Origin of the sequence: Pseudomonas sp. MWU16-30316 (genome assembly GCF_020515645.1) — a bacterium.
Classification (GTDB): Bacteria; Pseudomonadota; Gammaproteobacteria; order Pseudomonadales; family Pseudomonadaceae; genus Aquipseudomonas; species Aquipseudomonas cerasi.
Genome location: NZ_JAIZAZ010000005.1, coordinates 73,742 through 100,215 on the forward strand (window position 1 = coordinate 73,742; position 26,474 = coordinate 100,215).

General features: G+C 62.0%; 7 protein-coding genes (1 of these 7 cut by a window edge). 6 read left to right on the forward strand and 1 reads right to left on the reverse strand.

Features of this window, described 5'->3' with window-relative positions; genetic code table 11:
* The 3 genes from sypC to LCH65_RS17195 all read left to right on the forward strand — a co-directional run.
* On the forward strand, positions 1-15,900 hold the final stretch of the coding sequence (gene sypC, locus LCH65_RS17185) for a syringopeptin non-ribosomal peptide synthetase SypC (RefSeq protein WP_226439662.1). It extends 24,699 nt beyond the left edge of the window; 15,900 of the gene's 40,599 nt are visible here — the last part of the coding sequence; the start codon falls outside the window, past its left edge; it ends in the stop codon at positions 15,898-15,900.
* Between the two features lie 63 nt (positions 15,901-15,963).
* A complete protein-coding gene (gene macA, locus LCH65_RS17190) occupies positions 15,964-17,121 on the forward strand; it encodes a macrolide transporter subunit MacA (protein ID WP_060707782.1) in 1,158 nt (385 codons plus the stop codon).
* A 2-nt stretch (positions 17,122-17,123) separates the two neighbouring features.
* Complete coding sequence (locus tag LCH65_RS17195) at positions 17,124-19,085, forward strand: MacB family efflux pump subunit (RefSeq protein ID WP_003433892.1); 1,962 nt, start codon at positions 17,124-17,126, stop codon at positions 19,083-19,085.
* 208 nt (positions 19,086-19,293) lie between these two features.
* Here the strand turns inward: LCH65_RS17195 and LCH65_RS17200 are convergent, their stop codons facing one another.
* On the reverse strand, positions 19,294-20,628 hold the full coding sequence (locus tag LCH65_RS17200) for a diaminobutyrate--2-oxoglutarate transaminase family protein (protein WP_122266779.1): 1,335 nt from the start codon (positions 20,626-20,628) through the stop codon (positions 19,294-19,296).
* A 275-nt stretch (positions 20,629-20,903) separates the two neighbouring features.
* Here LCH65_RS17200 and LCH65_RS17205 point away from each other — a divergent pair, with 275 nt between their 5' ends.
* From LCH65_RS17205 to LCH65_RS17215, 3 genes are read left to right on the forward strand one after another with little or no spacing between them, the layout of a single operon-like run.
* Positions 20,904-22,334 carry an efflux transporter outer membrane subunit gene (locus LCH65_RS17205; protein WP_003371023.1) on the forward strand — a complete coding sequence of 477 codons (1,431 nt, stop codon included), beginning with the start codon at positions 20,904-20,906 and terminating at the stop codon, positions 22,332-22,334.
* Entirely contained in the window at positions 22,331-23,434 is a 1,104-nt protein-coding gene (locus tag LCH65_RS17210) for an efflux RND transporter periplasmic adaptor subunit (RefSeq protein ID WP_032609571.1), read from the forward strand. Before LCH65_RS17205 ends, LCH65_RS17210 begins: the two co-directional genes overlap by 4 nt.
* On the forward strand, positions 23,431-26,463 hold the full coding sequence (locus LCH65_RS17215; RefSeq protein WP_226439663.1) for an efflux RND transporter permease subunit: 3,033 nt from the start codon (positions 23,431-23,433) through the stop codon (positions 26,461-26,463). The genes LCH65_RS17210 and LCH65_RS17215 overlap by 4 nt, the downstream gene beginning before the upstream one ends.
* Positions 26,464-26,474: the final 11 nt, after the last annotated feature.

A 26,474-nucleotide genomic window follows, 5' to 3' on the forward strand; every position in this document is an offset into this window, starting at 1 on the left:
GCCGACCTGCAGGACGAATCCGTCTGCAATCCGCAAGTACCGGTCAAGCCCGCTGACCTTGCCTACGTCATCTATACCTCGGGCTCCACCGGTCTGCCCAAGGGCGTGATGGTCGAGCATCGCAACGTTGCACGACTGTTCTCGGCCACCGAAGACTGGTTCGGTTTCAATGAACAGGATGTCTGGGCGCTGTTCCATTCGTTCGCCTTCGACTTCTCGGTCTGGGAAATCTGGGGCGCCTTGCTGCACGGCGGCCGTCTGTTGATCGTCCCGCAACTGGTCAGCCGCTCGCCGGAAGACTTCTACACGCTGCTGTGCAGTACCGGGGTGACGGTGCTCAACCAGACGCCAAGTGCGTTCCGTCAACTGATTGCTGCCCAGGCTGAAAACACTCAGGCACATTCGCTGCGTCAGGTGATTTTCGGCGGTGAAGCGCTGGAAACGGCGATGCTCAAGCCGTGGTACGCCCGCAGCGTGAACGCTGGCACGCAACTGGTGAACATGTACGGCATCACTGAAACCACAGTGCATGTGACCTATTACCCGTTGCAGCCCGAAGACGCCCAGCGCGTCGGTGCCAGCCCGATCGGCAAGCGCATCCCGGACCTGCAGCTTTATCTGCTCGACGCCCATGGCGAACCGGTGCCGGCAGGCGTAATCGGCGAGCTGTACGTGGGCGGTGCCGGTGTTGCTCGTGGCTACCTGAACCGTGAAGCTCTGACCGCCGAGCGTTTCCTCGATAACCCGTTCAGCACCGCACCGGGTGCGCGCCTGTACCGTACCGGCGACCTGGGACGCTGGCTGGCCGATGGCAGCCTTGAATACCTGGGCCGCAACGACGAACAGGTCAAGATTCGTGGTTTCCGTATCGAACTGGGCGAGATCGAAGCGCGTCTGGCTGAATATCCGGACGTCCGCGATGCCGTGGTGCTGTGCCGTGAAGATGTGCCCGGCGATAAGCGCCTGGTGGCCTATGTCACGACGCAGCAGCCGGAAAGCCTGCTGGACATCGAAAGCCTGCGCGAGCATCTGCACGGTGCATTGCCGGAGCACATGGTGCCCGCAGCCTACGTGCAACTCGATGAGTTGCCACTGACGGCCAACGGCAAGCTCGACCGCAGGGCTTTGCCGGTGCCCGACCGTTCGGCGGTGGCCAGTCGTGGCTATGCAGCGCCTGAAAACGACACCGAGATGGCCATTGCGCGGATCTGGCAAGACCTGCTGCAACTGGAGCAGGTCGGTCGTCATGACAACTTCTTTGAGCTGGGCGGCCACTCACTGCTGGCCGTCAAACTGATCGAGCGGATGCGCCAGATCGACCTGGTTGCCGACGTGCGCGTGCTGTTCAGTCAGCCGACCTTGTCTGCCTTGGCAGCAGCGGTAGGCGGCAAGGGGGCACTGGAAGTACCCGCCAACCTCATTCCCGCCAACTGCGAGCGCATCACCCCGGACATGCTGCCTCTGACAGTCCTGAGCCAGAATGATATCGACCGTGTAGTGGCAAGCGTCCCCGGCGGCCTGGCCAACGTGCAGGACATCTACGCTCTGGCACCGCTGCAGGAAGGTATTTTGTATCACCACCTTGCCGCGACCGAGGGAGACCCGTACCTGCAATACGCGTTGTTTGCCTTTGATAGCCTCGAGCGTCTGCACGGTTTCGCTCAGGCCCTGCAAGGCGTGATCGCGCGGCACGATATCCTGCGCACCGCCGTGCTTTGGGAACGTCTCGACTCTCCGGTGCAGGTGGTCTGGCGTGAAGCACCTCTGGGCCTGGATGAGCTGATACTGGACCCTGCCGATGGCGATATCGCCGAACAACTGCTGGAACGTCTGGACCCTCGCCACACGCGTCTGGACATTCGTCAGGCACCGATGCTACGCATCGGTTATGCACATGACGCGGAGAACGACCGCTGGCTGGGCATGCTGCTGTTCCATCACCTGGTGGACGACGCCACGTCGCTGCGCATTCTCACCAGCGAAATCGAGTCATACATGCTCGGACAGCAAGCCTCGCTGCCACCGTCCGTGCCTTATCGCAATTACGTAGCGCAGGCCATGCTCGGCGTGAGCCGAGAAGAGCACGAAGCGTTTTTCCGCGACATGCTCGGTGACATCGATGAGCCGACGCTGCCGTTTGGTCTGCAGGACGTGCAGGGCGACGGGCGCGGTATCGAGGAAGCGCGCCTACAGGTCGACATGGACCTGAGCCGCCGCCTGCGCGTGCAGGCCCGCCAGTTCGGGGTCAGCTCCGCCAGTCTGTATCACCTGGCATGGGCTCGTGTTCTGGGCGCCTTGTCAGGCGAAGATGATGTGGTCTTCGGCACTGTATTGCTTGGCCGCCTGCAAGGCGGTGCCGGGTCTGACCGAGCGCTGGGGATGTTCATCAATACCTTGCCGTTGCGTGTCACGCTGGGCGAGCAGGGCGTGCGCAACAGTCTGAAGGCTACCCACGCCAGGCTCAGTGGGCTGCTTGCCCATGAACACGCCTCGCTGGTACTGGCCCAGCGTTGCAGTGGCGTGTCCGCTTCGACGCCGCTGTTCAGCGCTTTGCTCAACTACCGACATATCGCCGCTGAGGTCAACCAACAGACACTGGACGCCTGGCAAGGCATCGAAAGCCTGCGCGGCGAAGAGCGCACCAACTATCCGCTGACCCTTTCAGTAAACGATGAGGGAACGGGCTTCAGTTTAACGATTCAAGCCAGTGCCAGCATCGACGCGCAACGCGTCTGCGCGTATGTGCAGACCACTCTGGAGAATGTGGTCAGCGCACTGGAGCAGTCCGGCGAGGTGCCGCTGGCAGGCTTGTCGGTTCTGTCGGCCGCGGAGCGTGAGCATCTGGTGTATGGCTTGAACGCTACCGCGCTGGAATACTCGCAGCAGCAGACCATCCATGGGATGTTCGAGGCACAGGTCGAACGCACGCCTCAGGCGCTCGCTGTGGTCCACGGCGAGCAGCGTCTGACGTATCGCGAGCTTAACGAACAGGCCAACCGCCTGGCCCATGCCTTGCGCAAGCAGGGCGTTCAGCCGGATTCGCGGGTCGGGATCTGTGTAGAGCGCGGCGTGGAGATGGTCGTCGGGTTGCTGGCGATCCTCAAGGCGGGCGGCGGTTACGTGCCACTGGATCCGGCCTATCCAGCGGAACGTATTGCTTACATGTTGCAGGACAGCGCTCCGGCCGCAGTACTGGCGCAAACCGCGACTCAGGGCTTGCTGGCCGACGAATCAGTACCTGTCATCAATCTTGATCTGAGCGATTGGCAGGACCAATCCGTCCAGAATCCGCAGGTGCCTGAGCTGACCTCGGCGCACTTGGCGTATCTGATCTACACCTCGGGCTCGACCGGCCTGCCGAAAGGCGTGATGATCGAACATCGCAACACCGTGAACTTCCTGACCTGGGCGCACGCGGCTTTTTACGGCTCTGCACTGGAAAAAACGCTGTTCTCCACCTCGCTGAACTTCGATCTTGCGGTCTACGAGTGCTTTGCACCGCTGACCTCGGGTGGCAGCATCGAAATCGTCAAGAATGTGCTTGAACTGCAACACGGCGAGCACGATATCGGCCTGATCAACACCGTACCGTCGGCGCTTAAAGCACTGCTGGACGTTGATGGGTTGCCGGAATCGGTCCATACGGTGAACGTGGCCGGTGAAGCGCTGAAACGCAGCCTCGTGGAAAATCTGTTCGAAAAAACCGGCGTGCAGCGCCTGTGCAACCTCTACGGCCCATCGGAAACCACTACGTACTCAAGCTGGGTGGCGATGAACCGCGAAGACGGCTTCGCAGCTCACATCGGCAAACCAGTGGGCAATACACAGTTTTACCTGCTGGACGAGCAACAGCAGCCTGTTCCACTGGGTGTTAGCGGTGAAATCTACATTGGCGGTGCCGGTGTGGCACGGGGTTATCTGAACCGTGACGACCTGACCGCCGAACGCTTCCTCAAGGACCCGTTCAGCGAACAGCCAGCGGCACGCATGTACCGCACCGGAGACCTGGGGCGCTACCTGCCAGACGGCAATATCGAATACCTGGGTCGTAACGACGATCAGGTGAAGATCCGCGGCTTCCGTATCGAGCTGGGCGAGATCGATGCACGCCTGGCCAAACACCCGGCCGTCCATGAAGCAGTGGTGGCTGCTCGCGAAGATGTTCCGGGTGACAAGCGTCTGGTGGCTTATTACACCCTGAGCGCAGAGCAGGCTTCGACAGACATCGACAGCCTGCGCGGTTGGCTGCAGGAGCAACTGCCAGCCTACATGATCCCGGTAGCCTATGTGCTGCTCGACGCACTGCCGCTGACGCCGAACGGCAAGCTGGACCGCAAGGCACTGCCAGCACCGGAAGCCGATGCACTGATCCGCCGTGGTTACGAAGCCCCCCAAGGCGAAACCGAAACCCTGCTGGCGCAAATCTGGAGCGACCTGCTCCAGGTTGAACGCGTCAGCCGTCACGACCAGTTCTTCGAGCTGGGCGGTCACTCCTTGTTGGCGATGCGCCTGATTTCGCAAATTCGTCAACAACTGGGCGTCGAACTGAGCCTGGCCGCGCTGTTTGCCCACCCCGAACTGAGCACACTGGCACTGGCCATCGCCCAGGCCGGACGCAGCATCCTGCCGGATATCGTACCGGTGGCACGCGATCAGGCCTGGCCATTGTCGTTCGGCCAGCAACGCCTGTGGTTCCTCGCCCAGATGGAAGGTGCCAGTGCGGCCTACCACATGCCTGTCGGCTTGAGCCTGCGGGGCGAGCTGGATCGCGCGGCAATGCAAAGAGCGCTGGAGCGTATCGTGGCGCGTCACGAGGGTCTGCGCACCACCTTCATTCAGGGCGATGACGAACAACCATTGCAACGGATCAGCCCGGCGGATGCGGGCTTCAACCTGCAACTGCACGATCTGCAAGGGCTGGTGGATGCCAAAGAGAAGCTTCAGGCACTGGCCAGTGAGGAGTCGCTGCAAAGCTTCGATCTGGAACAGGGCCCATTGATCCGAGGCCGCCTGATCCGTATGGCCGAGGACCATCACGTCCTGTTGCTGACCATGCACCACATCGTTTCCGATGGCTGGTCAATTGGCGTGCTGACCCGTGAACTGGCGGCGCTCTACGCGGCATTCAGTCAGGGCCAGGACGACCCGTTGGCGCCACTGGCGCTGCAATACCTGGACTACGCGGTGTGGCAGCGTCGCTGGCTGAGCGGCGATCTGCTGCAGCAACAAAGCGACTACTGGCAGCAAACCCTGGCAGACGCTCCGGCGCTGCTGATGTTGCCCACCGACCGGGTGCGTCCGGCACAGCAGGACTATACCGGCGCGGTGCTGCCCATCGTGCTCGACGAAGACCTGACTCGCGGCCTCAAGGCATTGAGCCAACGTCACGGCAGCACCCTGTTCATGACCCTCATGGCCGCCTGGGCTGCACTGCTGGGGCGGCTGTCCGGCCAGGACGACGTGGTCATCGGCACGCCAGTGGCCAACCGCACACGCAGCGAAGCCGAAGGATTGGTGGGCCTGTTCGTCAATACCCTGGCGATCCGCGTCGACCTCAGCGACAAGCCCACGGCAGAAACGCTGCTGGCGCAGGTCAAGAGCAACACGTTAGGCGCCCAGGACCATCAGGACCTGCCGTTCGAGCAGGTGGTGGAAGTGATCAAGCCGGTGCGCAGCCTGTCGCACAGCCCGGTGTTCCAGGCCATGCTCAGCTGGCAGGACATGGGCGGTGGGGATTTCGCCCTTGGCGATCTGCAACTGGAGAGCCTGAGCGCGGGCCATACGCTGTCCAAGTTCGATCTCTCGCTGGACATCGGCGAAGCCCAGGGTCAGTTGTTCGGTTCGCTGGAATACGCCACTGCGTTGTTCGATGAAGGCACCATCGCCCGCTATCTGGGCTACCTGCAGCGTTTGCTGCACGCCATGGTCGCCGATGACCGCCAGGTGCTGGAACACGTACCACTGCTCGATACCGCGGAGCGCAAGCGTCTGCTGGTCGACCTTAACGCTACCGACGTGCCTTACCCGCAAGATCGCACGATTCATCAGCTGTTCGAGGAAAAGGTCCAGGCACAGCCCGACGCCATCGCCGTGGCCTTCCAGGCGCAGCGCTTGAGCTATGCCGAACTGAACCGCCAGGCCAATCGTCTCGCTCACCACCTGATCAGCCTGGGCATCGGTCCGGATGATCGAGTGGCGATCTGCGTCGAACGCGGAGTGAAAATGATCGTCGGGCTGCTCGGTGTACTCAAAGCCGGTGCCGCCTACGTACCGCTGGACCCGGCTTACCCGGCCGAGCGCCTGGCCTACATGATCAACGACAGCCAGCCGGCGGCGTTGCTCACCCAGCGCGGCTTGCAGGAGCGTTTGCCTGCACTGTCGATGCCGCTGGTATTGCTCGACGACGAGCATTGCCAGGGCTTCGCCGAGTGCGATGACAACCCGGTCGTACCGACACTCGGCGTGCGCAACCTGGCGTATGTGATCTACACCTCGGGTTCCACGGGCAATCCGAAGGGCGTGATGATCGAACACCGAGGCCTGGTCAACTACAGCGTCGATGCGGCGCGGCTGTTTGGCCTGTCCCAGAGCGACACGGTGCTGCAACAAAATACCCTTAACTTCGACCTGTCGGTGGAGGAGATCTTCCCGGCACTCCTGGCCGGTGCGACTCTGGCGCCAAGCCGCGAGATATTCGGCAGTGAGGGCACTGAAAATCACGGCATTTACCCGACCGTCCTGCACTTGACCGCCGCTCACTGGCACACCCTGGTCGCCGAATGGCACAACCAGCCGCAGGCTGCTGAACAACGCCTGGCCGAGGTGCGCCTGATCAACGTCACAGGTGACGCATTGTCGGCACAGAAACTCAAACTCTGGGATGAGGTGCGCCCGGCACACACTCGCCTGATCAACACTTACGGGCCGACCGAAGCGACGGTGTCCTGCACCGCGGCCTACGTCAGTCACGACGCTGCGGTCGGCAGCGAAGGCAGCGGCAACGCGACCATCGGCAAGCCGATGGCCAACACCCGCATCTACCTGCTCGATGCCCATCAGCAGCCGGTACCATACGGCGTGGCCGGTGAGATTTTCATCGGTGGCGACGGCGTGGCACGCGGTTACCTGAACCTTGCAGAGGTCAACGCCGAGCGCTTCCTCGCTGATCCGTTCAGCAACAGCCCTGATGCCCGGATGTACAAGACCGGTGACCTGGCACGCTACATGGCCGACGGCCGTATCGAGTACCTGGGCCGTAACGACTTCCAGGTCAAAGTGCGCGGTTTCCGTATCGAACTGGGCGAAATCGAAGCGCGTCTCGGTAGCTGCAAAGGGGTCAAGGAAGCGGTGGTGATCGCTCGGGAAGACAATCCCGGCGAAAAACGCCTCGTGGCCTACGTGATCGCCCAGCCACAAACAAACCTGGATGCCGCCAGACTGCGCGCCGAACTGGCGCCGCAACTGGCCGAGTACATGCTGCCAAGTGCGTTCGTGCTGCTTGATGCACTGCCGCTGACACCGAATCGCAAACTCGATCGCAAGGCCTTGCCAGCTCCAGCGGACAACGCCTTTGCCAGTCGCGAACATGTCGCCCCGCAAGGCACCAGCGAAAAAGCCCTGGCGCAGATCTGGCAGAACCTGCTCAACCTGGAAGCAGTAGGGCGTCATGACCACTTCTTCGAACTGGGCGGGCACTCGCTGCTGGCAATGCGCCTGATTTCCCAGGTGCGTCAGCGCATGGGCGTCGAGCTGAGCCTGGCGGACATCTTCGCCCAGCCGGAACTCGCGGCGCTGGCTCAGGTAGTGGCACACGCTGCCGGCAGCAGCCAGCAGCCCATCGTGCCGGTGTCCCGCGATCAGTCCTTGCCGCTGTCGTTTGCCCAGCAACGCCTGTGGTTCCTCGCGCAGCTGGACGGCGGCAGTGCGGCTTATCACATTCCAGCCGGTCTGCGTCTGCGCGGCAGGCTCGATCAGGACGCACTGAAGCGCGCGCTGGACCGTATCGTTGCGCGCCATGAGGCATTGCGCACAACCTTTGTCCAGGAACAGGACCAGGATCCGCTGCAGCGCATCGCTCCAGCCGATATCGGCTTCAACTTGCAACTGCAGGTGCTGACCGGGCAGGGCGACGCGGAACAACAACTGCTCGCCATCGCCGCAGAAGAGGCCGAAGAGGGCTTTGATCTGCTCAACGGCCCACTGGTGCGTGGACGTCTGGTATGCCTGGCCGATGATGACCATGTCTTGCTGGTGACCATGCACCACATCGTCTCTGACGGCTGGTCCGCTGGCGTGTTGACCCGTGAACTGGGCGTGCTCTATGCAGCGTTCAGCCAAGGCGCCGAGGATCCGTTGCCAGCATTGCCCGTGCAATACGCCGATTACGCGCTGTGGCAGCGCAACTGGCTGAGCGGCGACGTGCTGCAGCAACAGCGCCAGTACTGGCAGCAGACTCTGGCCGGCGCGCCGGCCTTGCTGACCTTGCCGAGCGACCGGCCACGCCCGACGCAACAGGACTACAGCGGCCAGTTGCTCGGCCTGGTCCTCGACGCCGACCTGACGCGTGGCCTCAGGGCGCTGAGCCAGCGTCATGGCAGCAGCCTGTTCATGACGGTCATGGCCGCATGGGCTGCGTTGCTGGGACGTCTGGCCGGTCAGGACGACGTGGTCATCGGTACGCCGGTGGCCAACCGCCTGCGTACCGAGGTGGAGGACCTGATCGGGTTCTTCGTCAACACCCTGGCCGTGCGCGTCGACCTCTCGGGTACACCGAGCGTCCAAAGCCTGTTGCAGCAGGTCAAACAGCAGACCCTGGCCGCCCAGGCGAATCAGGACCTGCCGTTCGAACAGGTGGTTGAGGTGGTTCGCCCACAACGCAGCCTGTCCCACAGCCCGATTTTCCAGGCCATGTTGTCGTGGCAGAACAACGAAACATCCGATCTGGCGCTTGGCGACATGAACCTGCAGGGCGTCGCAGTGGCTGGCCATACGGCCAAGTTCGACCTGACGCTGGACATGACCGAGGTTGGCGATCAACTGATCGGCACGCTGGAATATGCCACGGCACTGTTCGACGAAAGCACCCTGCAGCGTTACATGGGCTACTTCCAGCGCTTGCTGGAAGCCATGGTCGCCGACGACCGCCAGTTGCTGGAGCAGGTGCCGTTGCTCGATAAGGCGGAGCGCCAGCATCTGCTGGTCGACCTTAATGCTACCGATGTGCCTTACCCGCAAGACTGCACGATTCACCAGCTGTTCGAAGAAAAGGTCCAGGTACAGCCCGACGCTATCGCCGTGGTCCACGAGGCGCAGCGCCTGAGCTATGCCGAATTGAACCGTCAGGCCAACCGTCTGGCTCATCACCTGATCGGCCTGGGCATCGGCCCGGACGACCGGGTGGCGATCTGCGTCGAGCGCGGTGTGGAAATGATGGTCGGCCTGCTCGGTGTGCTCAAGGCAGGGGCGGCTTATGTACCGCTGGACCCTGCCTATCCGGCCGAGCGACTGGCTTACATGATCACCGACAGCCAGCCAGCGGCGTTGCTGACCCAGCGTGATCTGCGCAAGCGCTTGCCGACCCTGACCTTGCCACTGGTGTTGCTCGACAGCGATCAGCGCAAAACCTTTACCGAGCGTGACGACAACCCGGTGGTGGAAGCCCTCAGCGTGCGCAATCTGGCATATGTGATCTACACCTCGGGCTCCACGGGCAATCCGAAGGGCGTGATGATCGAACATCGCGGCCTGGTCAACTACAGCGTCGATGCGGCGCGGCTTTTTGGCCTGGCGCCAACCGACACCGTGCTGCAACAGAACACCCTGAACTTTGACCTGTCGGTGGAGGAAATCTTCCCGGCCTTGCTGGCGGGTGCCACCCTGGCTCCGAGCCGCGAGATCTTCGGCAACGAAGGTCTTGAAACTCACGGCATTCATCCGACGGTCCTGCACTTGACCGCCGCGCACTGGCACACGCTGGTGGCCGAGTGGCACAACCAGCCTCAGGCTGCCGAACAACGCTTGGCCGAGGTGCGCCTGATCAACGTCACGGGTGATGCGCTGTCGGCGCAGAAGCTCAAGCTCTGGGACGAGGTGCGCCCGGCGCATACTCGCCTGATCAACACCTATGGTCCAACCGAGGCAACCGTTTCTTGCACCGCGGCTTATGTCAGCCATGATGCTGTGGCCGGCAGCGAAGGCAGTGGCAACGCGACCATCGGCAAACCGATGGCCAACACCCGCATCTACCTGCTTGATGCCCATCAGCAGCCCGTGCCCTATGGCGTGGCTGGTGAGATCTTCATCGGTGGCGATGGCGTGGCACGCGGCTACCTGAACCTTGCCGAGGTCAACGCCGAGCGTTTCCTCGCGGATCCGTTCAGCAGCAGCCCTGATTCCAGGATGTACAAAACCGGCGATTTGGCACGCTACATGGCTGACGGCCGCATTGAATATCTGGGGCGTAACGATTTCCAGGTCAAGGTGCGCGGTTTCCGTATCGAACTGGGCGAAATCGAAGCCCGCCTGGGCAATTGCGCCGGGGTCAAGGAAGCGGTGGTGATCGCTCGGGAAGACACTCCCGGCGAAAAACGCCTCGTGGCCTACGTGATTGCACAGCCACAAGCGAACCTGGATGCCGCCAGTCTGCGCGCCGAACTGGCACCGCAACTGGCCGAGTACATGCTGCCGAGCGCGTTTGTGCTGCTTGATGCACTGCCGTTGACGCCGAACCGCAAGCTCGACCGCAAGGCGTTGCCGGCTCCGCAAGCCGATGCCTTTGCCAGCCGCGAACACGTGGCGCCGCAAGGGGCCACAGAGCTGGCGCTGGCGCAGATCTGGCAGAACCTGCTCGATCTGGAACAGGTGGGCCGTCACGACCAGTTCTTTGAACTGGGCGGGCACTCGCTGCTGGCGATGCGTCTGATTTCCCAAGTGCGCCAGCAGTTGAGCGTCGAGCTGGGCCTGGCGGATATCTTTGCCCAGCCGGAACTGGCCGCCATGGCACGCATACTCGCCGACGCCAAAGGCAGCAGCCAGCCGCCTATCGTGCCGGTGTCCCGTGATCAAGCCTTGCCGCTGTCGTTTGCTCAGCAGCGTCTGTGGTTCCTCGCGCAGCTGGAAGGCGGCAGCGCGGCTTACCATATTCCGGCAGGGCTGCGTCTGCGTGGCACTCTGGATAACCCTGCGCTGGAGCGAGCGCTGGACCGTATCGTCGCCCGCCACGAAGTGCTGCGTACGACCTTTGTGCAAGAGCAGGACCAGGATCCGGTGCAGCGCATCGCTCCTGCCGGTATCGGTTTCAGCCTGCAACTGCAGGTGTTGACCGGGCAGGCGGATGCTGAACAGCAACTGCTCGCCATCACCGCTGCAGAGGCCAACGAGGGCTTCGATCTGCTCAACGGTCCGCTGGTACGGGGACGCCTGGTGCGCATGGCCGAGGACGATCATGTGTTGCTGGTGACGATGCACCATATCGTCTCCGACGGCTGGTCCGCGGATGTGCTGACCCGCGAGCTGAGTGCGCTCTATGCGGCGTTCAGTGCCGGTGCCGAGGATCCGCTGCCCGCTTTGCCGGTGCAATACGCCGACTATGCCGTGTGGCAGCGCAACTGGCTGAGCGGCGAAGTGCTGCAGCAACAGCGTCAGTACTGGCAGCAGACCCTGGGTGGCGCGCCAGCCTTGCTGACCTTGCCGACCGACCGGCCACGCCCGGCACAACAGGACTACAGCGGCAACGTTCGCGGCCTGGTGCTTGATGCAGAGCTGACCAGCGGCCTCAAGGGCCTGAGCCAGCGACATGGCAGCACCCTGTTCATGACCGTAATGGTCGCATGGGCCTCGCTGCTGGGGCGTCTGGCCGGCCAGGACGATGTGGTGATCGGTACACCGGTGGCCAACCGCCTGCGTGCCGAAGTGGAGGACCTGATCGGGTTCTTCGTCAACACCCTGGCGATACGCGTCGATCTGTCCGGCGCACCCAGCGTCGAAGCGTTGATGCAGCAGGTCAAGCGTCAGACGCTGGCAGCGCAGACCCATCAGGACCTGCCGTTCGAACAGGTGGTCGAGGTGGTTCGTCCGCAACGCAGCCTGTCCCACAGCCCGATCTTCCAGGCCATGCTGTCCTGGCAGAACAACGAAACGTCCGACCTGTCGCTCGGCAGCATGAACCTGCAAGGCGTAGCGGTAAACGACCACACGGCGAAGTTCGATCTGGTGCTGGACATGACCGAGGTCGGCGATCAGTTGATCGGCACGCTGGAATACGCCACGGCGCTGTTCGACGAAAGCACCATGGACCGTTACCTGGGCTATTTCCAGCGCCTGCTGGAAGCTATGGTCGCCAATGAACAACACATACTGGAACACGTTCCATTGGTGGATGCAGTCGAGCGTCAGCATCTGTTGACCGGTCTTAATGCAACCGACCGCGCTTACCCTGAGGGTCAGTTGATGCATCGCCTTTTCGAGGCGCATGCAGCGTCTCGACCTCAGGCGCTTGCGGCCCGTCAGGGTGAGCAGACGCTGACCTACGCCGAACTCGACAGCCGCGCCAACGCCCTGGCTCAGCACTTGCGCCAACACGGCGTGCACGCGGGAACCCGAGTGGCGATCCTGCTGGATCGTTCGGTGGAACTGTTGACCAGTATGCTGGCCACGCTCAAGTGCGGCGCGGCTTACCTGGCGCTGGATCGCCTGGCTCCCGAAGAGCGTCTGCGCTTCATGCTCGAGGACAGCGAAGCAACCCTGTTGCTGACCCGCAGCGAACTGACGGCACCTGACCTGACACAGAGACTCGATCTGGACACCCTGGATCTATCAGCGTTGAGTCAAGGGCCAGTCGTGCTTGCAGATGAAGCTGCAGGCGAGACCCCGGCGTGCATCATCTACACCTCCGGCTCCACCGGCCTGCCCAAGGGCGTGATCGTGACCCACAACGGCATTGTGCGGCTGGTGCGGGACAACTACGACTTCCGTGCCGATGACCGCGTGGCGTTTTCTTCCAACCCGGCGTTCGACGCCAGTAGCCCGGAGATCTGGGGTGCATTGCTCAATGGCGGCCAGTCGATAATCGTCGAGCCTTCCGTGTTGCTTGAGCCGGCAGCCTTTGCGGCCTTGCTCAAACGCCATGCGGTGACGGTGATGTTCAGTTCGACCGCGTTGTTCAATCTGTATGCCGGGTTGATTCCCGAAGCTTTGGCAGGCTTGCGCATGCTGGAGTGCGGTGGCGAACGGGCGGATCCGGCGTCGTTCCGCCGGGTACGGGAGCACTCGTCTCAAATGCGCTTGTTCAACGGCTACGGCCCGACCGAGGGCACCACGTGCGCCACTCGTTACGAAGTGTTTGATGTGCAGCCGGGAACCCTGAGCCTGCCGATCGGCAAACCCAACGCCAACGTGCGCATCTATCTGCTCGACGCGTGCGGCGAGCCGGTGCCGATGGGCAGCGTCGGCGAGATCTACATCGGCGGGGTCGGGGTCGCGCTTGGCTACCTGAATCGCCCGGAACTGACCGCCGAACGCTTCAGCGACGATCCGTTCAGTCAGCAGGCGGGCGCGCGTCTCTATCGCACCGGCGACCTGGCGCGCTGGTTGCCGGACGGCAACCTCGAATACCTGGCGCGCAATGATGGCCAGGTGAAGGTCCGCGGCTTCCGTGTGGAGCTCGGGGAAGTCGAAAGCAGCCTGCATGGGTGCGATGGCGTGCGTAACTCCGTGGTAGTGGCCCGCGAAGACAGCCCGGGCGACACGCGTCTGGTGGCTTACTACACCGTGCACGCTGACGTTGAAGCACCCGAGCCGGAGGCTCTGCGTGCACAACTGAGCGCCAGCTTGCCGGAATACATGGTCCCGAGCGTATTCATCTGCCTGCCAGACTTGCCGCTGACGCTCAATGGCAAGGTGGATGTCCAGGCACTGCCAACGCCGACAGCGGATCAGTTCGTGAGCCGAACGTTTGAAGCCCCGGCAGGGGAGTTGGAGATTCATCTGGCAAAAGCCTGGGCGGAAGTACTTGAATTGCAACAGGTGGGACGTCATGACAGCTTCTTCAATCTCGGCGGTCACTCGCTGATGGCGGTACGACTGGTCAACCAACTGGTACAGAGTGGCTTGCCGGTGTCTCTGGCCGACGTTTTCCAGCACGCCAGCGTGGCGGCCCTGGCCAGCCTGCTGGGCAGCCGCGGCGAAGAGGTTGCAGCGCAGCTTCATGAGCAACTGGTGCCGGTGCGCACCACCGGCAACCAGCGTCCGCTGTTCCTGGTCCACGAGTTCACCGGCCAGGATGTGCACTTCGCGGCGCTGGCGGTACACATCGACAGCGACATTCCGGTCTACGGGTTGAGCGGCATCCCGCTCGGTCAGGAACAGTTGCTGACCATGGAATGCCTGGCAACGCGCTTGTTGGGTGCGATGCGCAGCGTGCAGCCGCACGGACCTTATCGCCTGGCGGGCTGGTCGTTCGGAGGGCTTCTGGCCTACGAAATCGCCATCCAGCTGGAGGGCATGGACGAGGAGGTGGAGTTTATCGGCATGCTCGACACCTACATGCCGCGCCTGGTGGATCAGGGTCGCGAGCGTTGGGACCTGCAGACCGCCCACCGTCAGCACCTGCTGGAACACTGCGAGCAGTTCTGGAAAGCCCGAGGCGAATGCGCGCAGGCTCTGGAAGCCCTGGAGCGAGTGCGTGCAAACCGGCAGGCCTTTGATTTCGCCGGGCTTCTGCAGCACTGCCGTGAGCAGGGTGCGCTGCCGCCGGAGCTGGACATCTACACGAACGAGGGTCTTTGCCAGTACCTCGACCGAGAGGTGGCTCACGGTCATGCGCAGGCCAATTACACGGTTTACCCCAACAGCGTGCCGCTGCACCTGTTCACTGCCAGTGAGTGGGAACCCAACTCACAGAAACACAGCGGTTACCTGGGTTGGGATAGCGTACTGCCCGTCAGTCAGTTGCGCAGTATAAAGGTCGTGGGCGATCACTTGAGCATGATGAAGCCGCCACATATCGAGGGCTTGGGTCAGGCGATCAGCCAGGCGTTGACTGATCTGCCCGATCGGCCACGGGGGGCTGACAACGCCCACCGGCCGTTGCTGACGATTCAGGGCGGACGCCGCGATCATGCGCCCGTGTTCTGTGTCCCGGGGGCAGGGGACAGTGTGACCGGTTTCATCGGCCTGGCCGAGGCACTGGGCCCGTATTGGCCGATCCACGGGCTGCAACCGCGCGGGCTGGATGGCCGCACGGTGCCTTACAGTCTGGTGGAAACCGCCGCCGAAGCGTATCTGCAAGCACTCGACAGCACTCATCCCGAGGGGCCGGTGCATCTGCTCGGTCATTCGTTCGGCGGCTGGGTGGCCTTTGAAATGGCCCAGCGCCTGACGGCACGTGGCCGAGAAGTGGCTTCGCTGACACTGATCGACAGTGAGTCACCGGGCGGCAACGGCGTGGTGGGCAAACCTTACACCGCGATAGGCGTACTGGAACGCTTGATCGAGACCATGGAACTGGCTGCGGGAAAGTCGCTGGGCATCGATCGTACGGCCTTCCGGACCCAGGACGATGTCGGTCAGATGCGCTTGTTGCATGCCGGGATGGTGCGGGCAGGGATGTTGCCACAGCGTTCTTCGCCGGACGCGATGCGCGGGCCTGCGCGGGCTTTCGGTACGGCGTTGCGCACACGTTATCAACCGTCGCAGATCTACTCCGGGCCGGTGCGTCTGGTGCTGGCCGATGACCCAGTGCTGGATGCGGCGGGCAATCAGCGCGAACAGCAGGCGATGGTCAGCGGCTGGCGCCAGTGTGCTCCGGATCTCACTGTCTGGCGTGGGCCGGGCAACCATTTCACCATTCTCAAGGCGCAGCATGTACAGCATCTGGCGAACTGGTGGCTACCCCGTCAATAACGCCGTTTCTTCAAGCCCGGCGGTCTATCGCCGGGTCAATTCTCAACACATTCGTGGCTTTCTATGAAAAAGTTGAAGTTTCGCAAAGTGCTCATCGTTGTCGTGCTGCTGGTTCTGGCAGCGGGTATTGCCTACAGCGTCCAGTCTCCGGAAAAGGCTCCGGAGTACCTGACCGCCAAGGTCGAACGCACCGACATCGAAAACTCGGTGCTGGCCAGCGGTGTGCTGCAAGGCATCAAGCAGGTTGACGTCGGCTCGCAGGTCTCGGGCCAGCTCAAGTCCCTGAAGGTCAATCTGGGCGACAAGGTCAAACAAGGTCAGTGGCTGGCGGAAATCGATCCCGTGGTGCTGCAGAACACCCTGCGCCAGTCGCAGGTCAACGAACAGAACCTGATCGCCCAGAAAGACGCGGCCGTGGCGCAGCTCAAGGACGCCAAAGCCATTTACCAACGCTACAAGCAATTACGTGCGGATGACGCAATCTCGCAAAAGGACTTCGATACGGCACAATCGGATTTCGAGGTCCGGAGTGCCAACCTGCGGTCGCTGGAGGCACAGGTGCGCGACGCAAGAATTCAGATCGAGACCGCCAGGATCAACCTGGGCTATACCCGTATCGTCGCGCCGATCAGCGGTGATGTGGTGGGTATCGTGACGCAGGAAGGTCAGACTGTGATCGCCAGCCAACTGACACCGGTGATTCTCAAGTTGGCGGATCTGGACACCATGACTGTCAAGGCACAGGTCTCCGAGGCCGACGTGATTCATATCACCCCCGGGCAAGAGGTGTATTTCACCATTCTCGGCGATGCCGAAAAACGCTATTACGCCAAGCTGAAGGGCACGGAGCCAGCACCGCAAAACTTCCTGGATGCACAATCCAGCACCGCCAGCAAGCCGAACAGTGCGGTGTTCTACAACGCATTGTTCGACGTCCCCAACCCTGATCACCGTCTGCGTATTTCGATGACCGCCCAAGTGCATATCGTGCGTGAAAAGGCCAAGGACGTATTGACTGTGCCTGTTGCGGCCCTGGGCGACAAGAACGGCGACGGCAGCTTCCCGGTACGCGTGGTGGACGCGCAGGGCCAGGCCCAGAGCCGCAATGTGCAGACCGGCATCAACAACAACGTGCGGGTCGAGATCAAGAGCGGCCTTGCCGAGGGTGACCAGGTGGTGATCGGTGAACCGTCGGCCACACCAGCGACAGCGGGGGCCTGACCATGAGTCGAGCTCTTCTGGAACTCAAGGGTGTCACCCGGCGTTTCGTCGCCGGCGAGAAGGACTTCATCGCGCTCAATGACATCAACCTCACGATCAATGCCGGCGAACTGGTTGCCATTACCGGGGCCTCGGGCTCCGGCAAGTCAACGCTGATGAACGTGCTGGGTTGCCTGGACCACGCCAACAGCGGCAGCTACAAGGTCGACGGGCGTGAAACCGGTACGCTGACCGATGATGAGCTGGCAGAGCTGCGCCGCGATCACTTCGGTTTCATTTTTCAGCGTTATCACCTGTTGCCGCACCTGGCGGCGATCCAGAATGTCGAAATGCCGGCCATCTACGCAGGCACCGGTAAAAGCATGCGTGTGGAGCGCGCGCAGAAGCTGCTTGAGCGCCTGGGATTGTCCGGGCATCTGGAGCACAGGCCAAGCCAGTTGTCAGGCGGCCAGCAGCAGCGGGTGAGTATCGCCCGGGCCTTGATGAACGGCGGCGAGATCATTCTGGCTGACGAACCCACCGGAGCCCTCGACAGTGTGAGCGGCAAGGAGGTGATGAATATCCTCCTCGAGCTCAACAGCGCCGGGCACACGGTGATCCTGGTAACCCACGACGAGAAGGTTGCGGCGCACGCCGAGCGCATCATCGAAATGCGTGATGGCGAGATCATCGCCGACCGGGTCAACACTGACCGTCCGATCGTCAACGAAAAAACCACCGAGCGCCTGCCGAGCAAACCCAGGCAGGGCAACCGGCTGATGGCCAACATCGGCCTGTTCCAGGAGGCCTTCGTCATGGCGTGGGTGGCGCTGATCTCGCATCGCATGCGCACGCTGCTGACCATGCTCGGGATCATCATCGGCATCACCTCGGTGGTGTCGATCGTTGCGATCGGCGAAGGGGCCAAGCGCTATGTGCTCAAGGACATCCAGGCCATCGGCAGCAATACCATAGAGGTGTTCCCCGGCAGTGACTTTGGCGACACCAAGTCCATGGATATCCAGACCCTGGCGCTGTCCGATGTGACGGCGTTGAGCAGTGAGTACTACATCGACAGCGCCACGCCGAATATCGGCCGCAACCTGCTGGTGCGCTACCGCAACATCGACGTCTCGGCGACGGTGAGCGGGGTCAGCCCGAGTTACTTCCAGGTGCGTGGCACCAAAATGGGCTTGGGGGTGGGGTTCAACAAGGATGACGCCCGGCGGCAGGCACAGGTGGTAGTAATCGATCACAACACGCGGATTCGCCTGTTCGGTCCCAAGGTCGATCCACTGGGCCAGGTGATTCTGGTGGGTAACCTGCCGTGCACGGTGATCGGCGTGACCGAGAACAAGAAAAACATCTTCGACACCAGCAAGAACCTGAATATCTGGATGCCCTACGAAACCGCCTCCGGACGCCTTCTGGGTCAGACCTACCTGGACGGTATCACCGTGCGGGTCAAGGACGGACAGCCAAGCAAGGTGGTCGAGGACAACGTGAACAAGCTGTTGCAAAAGCGTCACGGGACCAAGGACTTCTTCACCTACAACCTCGACAGCGTGATGCAAACGGTGCAGAAGACCAGCCAGTCGCTGGCGCTGTTACTGTCGTTGATTGCGGTGATCTCGCTGGCGGTCGGCGGTATCGGGGTGATGAACATCATGCTGGTGTCGGTCACGGAACGGACGCGTGAGATTGGCATTCGCATGGCAGTCGGGGCACGCCAGGCGGATATCCGTCAGCAGTTTCTGGTGGAGGCGGTGATGGTCTGCCTGATTGGCGGGGTCATCGGCATCGGCCTGTCGTTCGTGATCGGCTATGTGTTTTCACTGCTGGTCAAGGAATGGCAGATGGTGTTCTCCGTGAGCTCGATTGTCACTGCGTTTATCTGCTCGACATTGATCGGCATCGTGTTCGGCTTCGTACCCGCACGTAACGCGGCACAGCTCGATCCGATCGAAGCGCTGGCACGGGATTGACAGGGGGATTGCAGGACAAGGATGTCCTGCCCGTTGGAAAAGGGCGTACGACCGCGCATTGAAAAGTGCCTGCGGGCGGAGTCAGAAAGATCGGCGTATGAGGTCGGCGCAGGAAGCTTAAGGGCAGGGATCCTGCTCGCAAGAGGCTGGTGCAGGCAACGAATGTCTGTCGTCTGCGTCAGCCTCCCGAGCAAGCTTTTGCGAGGCTTCAGCCTACCGCACTGACGCTGGAAACCCGTGCGGCGCTGCTGCTCCTGAGGGCCTGTTCGAAGCGGTCGAGAACTGTACCTACTTCCGACTCGGTAATGTTCAAAGGTGGCAGGAAGCGCAGGACTGCGCTGTTGCGTCCACCCGTTTCGATGATCATGCCGTTGTCGAAGCACTCCAGCTTGATCGCTCGCGCACGTGCGCCATCGCCAGCCCCAGGACGCGATCCGCTGGCCGGTTTGACGATCTCCACGCCAAGCATCAGCCCACGGCCACGAACATCGCCGATAAACGGGAACTGTCGAGCGATATCTTCCAGCCCGCTTTGCAACTGCTCCCCCCGGCGCGAGGCATTGCCTGCCAGGTCGTGCTCCTTGATATGACGCATGGTCGCAGCTCCGGCCACCATCGCCATCTGATTGCCACGGAATGTACCTGCGTGCATGCCTGGGCCCCATGTATCCAGGTGCTCGGCATAGACGATCACTGATATTGGGTAGCCACCACCGATGGCCTTGGACAGCACCAGAATATCCGGCGTTATCCCGGAATGTTCGATGGCAAACAGGTTGCCGGTACGTCCGAGTCCGGTCTGCACTTCATCAATAATCAGCAAGATGCCGAACTCGCGGGTGATCTCCCGCACGGCGCGCAGCCACTCGGCCGATGCCGCGATACAGCCGCCTTCGCCCTGAATCACTTCGACCACCACCGCCGCCGGTTTGGGCACACCGCTTTCCGGATCACTGAGTACCGTGCGGATGTACTCGATGGAGAGGCGGTCGGTATGTTCGCCATCGGTGCCGAACGGGCAGCGGAAGCGATAGGGGAAGGGCAGGAAGTGGGTGCCCTGGGCCAGCAGGCCGGCTTTGGGGTTGAGGTTGCCCATGGCCGACAATGCGCCAGCGGTCATGCCATGGTAACCACCGTGGAAGGACATCAGCGGCGAGCGCTGGGTGTAATGGCGAGCCAGTTTGATTGCGGCTTCGACCGCATCTGAGCCACTGGGGCCGCAGAACAGGATTTTGCTGTTGTCACGCATGCTGGCGGGCAACGTCGCAAACAGTTCTTCGACGAAGGCGTGCTTGGCCGGTGTGGCCAGGTCAAGGGCCTGCTGCAGATGATCACTGTTGAGAAATTCGATCACCGCCTCGCGGACCACCGGTGGGTTATGACCCAGTGCCAGCGTGCCAGCGTTCGACAGGCAGTCGAGGTACTCCCGGCCATTGGCGTCCTTGACTCGCATGCCTTTGCCGCTGACAAACAGTTGCTGGAAGGTCGCTGCATAGGTGCGCGCATTCGACTCCAGTTTCTTGAGATTGCTTAACTCTTCCATAGTCGATCCCTTGTTGGCACAGGTACGGATTCATTGCTACTCGCTTCGAGCAGAGCGCGATTCTGTAAGAACCTCAGGGGGATCGCCAACTTATCGCCGCCGGACTGTCCCCGTATTCCACGACAGACATCTCGCGGCCTCAGGCGTTAAATGCATGCTACGAAAGGGATTTGTGGCGCTGTAGGAAATCTCGCGACAACGCTCCTGATCGCCCGGATCCCTGCGCCGTTGCCTTATCTCCAGACAACCACTGTTCCGGAACCTTCGAGAGCTTTATGTCGATTGGCAAACCTGCTGGCCACTTCCTGTTGTCGACGTTTCTGGTGTCGCTGCTGAGCGGCTGCACGCTAGGACCGGACTACCACTTGCCTGCGGTGGCGGTTGCCAGCAAGTGGCATGCGCCACTGCCGCATGACGCGTCGATGGTCGGGCTGCAGGATTGGTGGCAACAGTTCAATGACCCTGCGCTGGCAACCCTGTTGCGTCTGGCACAGGCAGACAGCCCGTCACTCGACAAGGCTCTTGCGCGCATTGCCCAGGCACGTGCGACGGTGGACGACAGCGTTGCCGACCGGCTGCCGCAAGTGAGCGGCGGTGTGAGCAAGTCACGCGCCGGCATCAGGCAGAGCGGGGTGCGCCAGAGCGGCAAGACCTCCGGCGCAACCCTCGATGCGTCCTGGGAACTGGACCTGTTCGGCAAACTGCGACGCACCGACGAGGCTTCACGCAATCTGCTCGAAGCACGTGTCAATGATTGGCATGACGCTCGCGTATCACTGGCCGCCGAGGTCGGTGATGACTTCGTGCAGTACCGCGGCTGCCAGATGCTGGTGAACGCTTACCGTGATCAGGCGCAATCCCAGGAGCAGACAGCACGTCTGACTCGCGTATCGTTTCAGGCCGGGTTTACCGCCGCCGCCGATTCATCGTTGAGCGACGCCAGTGCGGCGGCGAGCACTGCGACTCTCATCAAACAACAGAGCGAGTGCGACGTGCTGCTCAAGAGCCTGGTGGAGCTGACTGGCAGCGACGAGGAACAGGTACGAGAAGTGCTCAGCCATAACCCCGCGCGACTGCCGCAGCCTGCGTTGCTGGATGTACGGGAAATACCCGCCGATCTGGTGCGCCAGCGCCCGGACCTGGCGTCCAGCGAACGCGAACTGGCCGCAGCGAATGCGAAGATTGGCGCTGCCCAGGCTGATCGTCTGCCGAGCCTGAGCCTGGTTGGCTCGTTCGAAGTGGGGACCACCACCGGAGTATTCAGCCGCGATTGGAGCCTCGGCCCGCAACTGACTGTTCCGCTGTTCGATGCAGGCAAGCGCCGGGCGGCGGCAGATTCTGCGCGGGCGGATTATGACACGGCGCTGGCGACCTACCGGCAAACCCTGCGCACAGCGGTAATGGAGGTCGAGCAGGCGCTGGTGCGCCTGGACGCGGCGCGGCGCTCGCAAGCCAGCACGCAGCGGGCCAGCGACGGTTATCAAGCGTCGTTCGAGGCCACAGACCGCAACTGGCAGGCCGGTAATGCCAGCCTGCTGGACCGCGAAGAGGCTCGCCGCTCGGCGCTGTCGGCTGAAATCGAACTGATCAACGTGCAACAAAATCAGGTGCGCTACTGGATTGCCCTGTACAAGGCCCTGGGCGGTGGATGGCAGGACAGTCGCGAAGGTTTGGCCGGTGAAACACCGAAGCGGGGCGGCGCATGAGGAAGATACGCGTGTATGGGCTGCTGACGCTGGCAGTGCTGGGCGTTTCGGGCTGGCTATTGTCTGGCCGCGCAGAGCCGCCCCCGGCAGCCGCAGCCGCGCCGGCCACCAGCCTGACGGTCGAGGCGGTGCAACCGCGTCGCGAAGACTGGCCGCAGGAGCGGGTGGCCAGCGGTGCGCTCGCACCGTGGCAGGAAGCCGTGATCAGTGCCGAGACCGGAAGCTTGCGTATCGCCAGCCTGAAAGCTGATATCGGCGATCAGGTGAAGAAGGGCCAGGTTTTGGCGACCCTGGCCGATGACAGCGTGCTGGCCGAGGAAAACAAGCAGAAGTCGGCGGCCGCCCAGGCCTCTGCGCAACTGCAGGAAGCCCGCTCCAATGCCAGACGGGCGGCCTCGGTAGGGCAGAGCGGCGCCCTGTCCGAGCAGAAACTGGAAGAGTACCGGGTCAAGGTGCAGACCGCCGAAGCTGACCTGGCCTCGGCGAATGCCGATCTGCGCAGCATCCGGATCAAACTCACGCAGACGCGCATCGTCGCGGTGGATGACGGAATCATTTCCGGGCGCAAGGCCTTGCTTGGCGATGTGGTGTCGGCGGGCAGCGAAATGTTCAGAATGATCCGGGAGGGCCGCATCGAGTGGCAGGCGGAACTGGATGCCCAGCAACTGCCAGGCGTCAAGGCCGGGCAGCTCGCCCGTGTGAAGCTGCCCGGCGGTAATGAGGTCGAAGGGCACGTGCGGCTGGTCTCGCCAGTGCTTGACGGCAAGACCAGCAGGGCGCTGGTCTACGTATCCCTGCCGACAGGGTCGATGGCCCGCTCCGGCATGTACGCCAGCGGTCGCATCGAACTGCCGTCCAGCCCGGCGCTGACGGTTCCGGACACCAGCGTGATCCTGCGCGACGGGCGCTCCTATGTGTTTGTACTGGGCAAGGACATGCGCGTCAGCCAGCAAGTGGTAGAGATCGGACGACGTCGTGGGTCGGCGCTGGAAATCCTCGGCGGCCTGGCAGAGCAGGCACAGATCGTCCGCAGCGGTGGGGCCTTTCTCAATGACGGGGCCAGCGTGACGCTGGTCAACGCCGAGGCCCGCGCGCAATGAATATCTCCGCGTTGTCGATTCGTTACCCGGTTCCGGCGGTCATGCTGTTTTTATTGCTGACCCTGTTTGGTTTCCTCGGATTCGAGCGTCTCGGCATCCAGGACTTTCCCGACACCGATCTGCCTGCTGTGGTCATCAGTGCCTCGCTGGAAGGGGCCGCCCCGGAGCAACTGGAAACCGAAGTCGCGCGCAAGCTCGAAGACAAGCTGACCTCGCTGCGCCTGCTCAAGCATGTCACCACGCAAATTACCGAAGGCAGTGTCCTCATCAATGTGATCTTCGACATCGACAAGGATGGCAACGAAGCCCTCAACGAAGTGCGCAATGCGGTGGACAGCGCTGCGGCTGAATTGCCAGCCAACCTCGATACGCCATCGGTAACCCGCCTGACCACCAACACTACGGCGTTGCTGACCTATGTGGTCGATGCGCCACGCATGGACGAAGAAGCGTTGTCATGGTTTGTCGACAACGAGCTGAGTAAACAGCTGCTGACCGTGCGTGGGGTCGCGAAGATCAGCCGGGTGGGCGGTGTGGACCGCGAAGTCCAGGTTGACCTTGATCCGGCGCTGATGGCCGGTCTGGGTCTGAGTGTGACGGACATTGCAGATCGTTTGCGGGCGATGCAGAAAGACAATTCCGGAGGGCAGGGCGATCTGGGCAGCGGTCAACAGGCGCTGCGTGTCCTCGGCGGTATTGACGACCCCGCAGCGCTGGGCGCTATCCGCATTCCCGTCAGCGATGGACGGATGCTCGCTGTGCAGCAGTTGGCTACCGTGCGCGATACCCATGCCGAGCGTACTACGCTGGCGTATCGCGATGGCAAACCGGTGATTGGCTTTCAGGTCATCCGCTCCCTGGGCTTTTCCGACGTCGGCGTGACCAGGGATTTGCGCCAGGCAGTCAGTGAGTTCGCCAGGCTGCACCCTGATGTGCGTATTGAAGAGGCGAGTAATGCCGTCGAGCCGGTGATGGAAAACTATCGTGGCTCCATGGCGCTGCTCTACGAAGGGATGTTACTGGCTGTGCTGGTGGTCTGGTGGTTCCTGCGTGACTGGCGGGCGACCGTTATCGTGGCCACGGCGCTGCCCTTGTCGATCATCCCGACCTTCGGCGTGATGTATTTTGCCGGTTTTAGCCTCAATACCGTATCGCTGCTGGCGCTGGCGCTGGTGATCGGCATTCTGGTCGACGATGCCATCGTTGAGGTCGAAAACATTGCGCGACACCTGCGCATGGGCAAAACCCCACGGCAGGCGGCAATCGAAGCGTCCGACGAGATCGGCCTTGCGGTATTGGCAACCACCGTGACCCTGGTCGCGGTATTCCTGCCGACCGCTTTCATGGGCGGGATTTCCGGCAAACTGTTTCGCCAGTTCGGAGTGACCGCCAGCGCTGCGTTGATGTTTTCGTTACTGGTCGCCCGTCTTCTGACGCCGATGATGGCTGCGCACTTTCTCAAGGCGCGATCGCATGGCGAACACGACGGCGGTTTGATGAGGCGTTACCTGGGCTGGATTCACACCAGCCTGAGCCACCGCAAGACCACCATGGCCATTGTGGGCGCTCTATTTATCGGCTCGCTGGCGCTTATACCCTTGCTGCCGACCAGCTTTCTGCCTGCACAGGATATTGCCAGCAGCACCGTCAACCTGGAATTGCCGCCCGGCAGCAGTCTGGCGCAGACCGGCGAGATTGCCTTGCAGGCTGAGAAGCGTTTACGTGCGATCCCTGAAGTGGCCCACGTGTTCATCGCAGCGGGCAGCGGCGATGCCGGCAGTGCAGGTAATCGCAACGCGATACTGACCGTCGATCTGCTGCCGCGAGACCAGCGCGCCCTGAAACAATCCCAGGTGGAAGCGAGCATGCGTGAAAGTCTGCGCAGTTTACCTGGTGTGCGGGTGACGGTCGGTGGTGACGCCAGCGGCGAACGGCTGGACATCGTCCTTGCCAGCGATGATGGCGATTTGCTGGAGCGTACCGCCGCCGCGCTTGAACCGCAGTTGCGCCAGATAAAGGGCATCGGCAACGTCACCTCAAGTGCTGCGGTGCAACGACCGGAAATCCAGATGCGCCCGGATGTTGTCCGCGCGGCAGAGCAGGGTGTCAGCAGTCAGGACATCGCCGACACCCTGCGCATGGCCACCTATGGTGAGTACAGTTCGTCTCTGGGCAAGATCAATCTGTCCCAGCGCCAGGTCAATGTACGGGTGCGCATGCAGCCGCAAGTACGTACCGACCTGCAGAGCCTCGCTCAGTTACGGGTCACGGGGCGTGATGGCCAGATCGCACTGGCGTCGCTGGGAGAGCTCAGCATGGGCAGCGGCCCCGCGCAGATTGATCGTATCGATCGCCTACGCAATATCACCCTGTCCATCGAACTCAATGGCAGCAATCTGGGCGAAGTGATGGAACAGGCCAGGCAAACGCCGGTCATGCAGAACCTGCCAGCGCAAGTAAAACTGGTGGAGCAGGGTGAGTTGCAGTTGATGAGCGAGTTGTTTGGCAACTTCAGTCTGGCAATGGCCGTTGGCGTATTCTGTATCTACGCGGTGCTGGTGTTGCTGTTCCATGACTTCATGCAGCCGCTGACCATCCTGTCGGCGCTCCCGCTATCGCTTGGTGGCGCACTGTTGGCACTGTTGATCGGCGGGATGAGTTTTTCCATGGCGTCAGTCATCGGTCTGCTGATGCTGATGGGGATCGTCACCAAGAACTCGATCCTGCTGGTGGAGTACGCAATCATGGCTCGCCGTGCGCCGACCGTAAGCCGCTACGAAGCGTTGATCGACGCCTGCCACAAACGCGCCCGGCCAATTCTCATGACCACCATTGCAATGGGCGCGGGCATGCTGCCGACCGCACTGGGATGGGGCGGCGAATCCGGTTTCCGTCAACCGATGGCGGTGGTCGTTATCGGCGGACTGTTGGCCTCGACCGTACTAAGCCTGTTGGTAGTGCCCGTTATCTTTACTTATATAGATGATGGCCATGAGACACTTATAAAGTGGCTTCGCAGGCCTGGGTAAACAGTGTAAAT